Here is a 1044-nt window from a genome sequence, read left to right on the forward strand (position 1 = left end):
ACCTGCTGGTGGGCTTTCCAGTGCCAGGGCAGGAGTTCATGGAGGCGTGGATTGGGGATGTCATTGATCCGTGCCAGGACATCAGCGAGCCATGCATGGGGATCGACATCGTTCAGGCGCGCGGTGACGATCAGGGAATACATGGCGGCGGCGCGCTCTCCGCCACGATCGGACCCGGCGAACAACCAGGCTTTCCTGCCCAGGGCGATGCCGCGCAGGGCGCGTTCTGCTGCATTGTTTGAGAGGCAGATCCGGCCGTCAGTGAGGAATCGTGTGAATGTATCGGCACGTCTGAGAAAATAGTTCATGGCGTGGGCAACGGGATTTTTTGTCGACATGCGCCGGCAACACTCCCGCATCCAGTCGAACAGATCGTCGACCAGAGGGGCTATGTCTGTTTGACGGACTGCCAGCCGATGTTCTGGGGGCGTACCGTTGATGGTGCGCTCGGCCTGGAATATGGCGTCGATCCTGCCTACTGCCTCTATGGCGAGGGGCGCCTTGTCCCTCTCGGCGATTTTGAACAGCCCTCTGCGTCCGTGGGCCCAGCATCCGGCGGAGACAACCGGCGCGGGTTGGCGTCCCGGTTTCGCCAGAGTATTATAACCCGCATAGGCGTCTGACTGCACAATGCCGGTCCAGCCGGTGAGATGGTCCGTGGGATGTTCGCCCTTGCGGTCCCGGGAATACCGGAACCAGACGGCTGGCGGTGCTGGCCAACCAAATGGACCATCATCACGCACATAATTCCACAATCGTCCGGTGACTGTCCGGCCTTTCGCCAGAACCGGCACGGTGGTGTCGTCCGCGTGCAGGCGTTGTGCCGCCAGCACATGCGCCCGGATCAGCGTAGTCAGGGGGGCCAGCGTCGCGGTGCAGGCTCCCACCCAGTCGGCCAGCGTTGATGTGTCGAGATCGATCCCTTCGCGGGCAAAGGCATCGCTCTGGCGGTTCAGCGGCAGATGCTGCAGGAACTTGTCGCACAGGATGGTCGACAGCAGCCATGGGCCGGCGCGTCCGCGCGCGATCGGATGGAAGGGGGCG

At 62.9% G+C, this 1044-nt stretch carries 1 protein-coding gene; it reads right to left on the bottom strand.

Features of this window, described 5'->3' with window-relative positions; translation table 11 throughout:
- Window positions 1–1044, bottom strand: a 1044-nt coding sequence (gene tnpC / locus CFR72_RS16830; RefSeq protein WP_110914819.1) for an IS66 family transposase, incomplete at both ends; no start/stop codon positions are given.

Origin of the sequence: Gluconacetobacter entanii (genome assembly GCF_003206495.1) — a bacterium.
GTDB classification, from domain to species: domain Bacteria; phylum Pseudomonadota; class Alphaproteobacteria; order Acetobacterales; family Acetobacteraceae; genus Novacetimonas; species Novacetimonas entanii.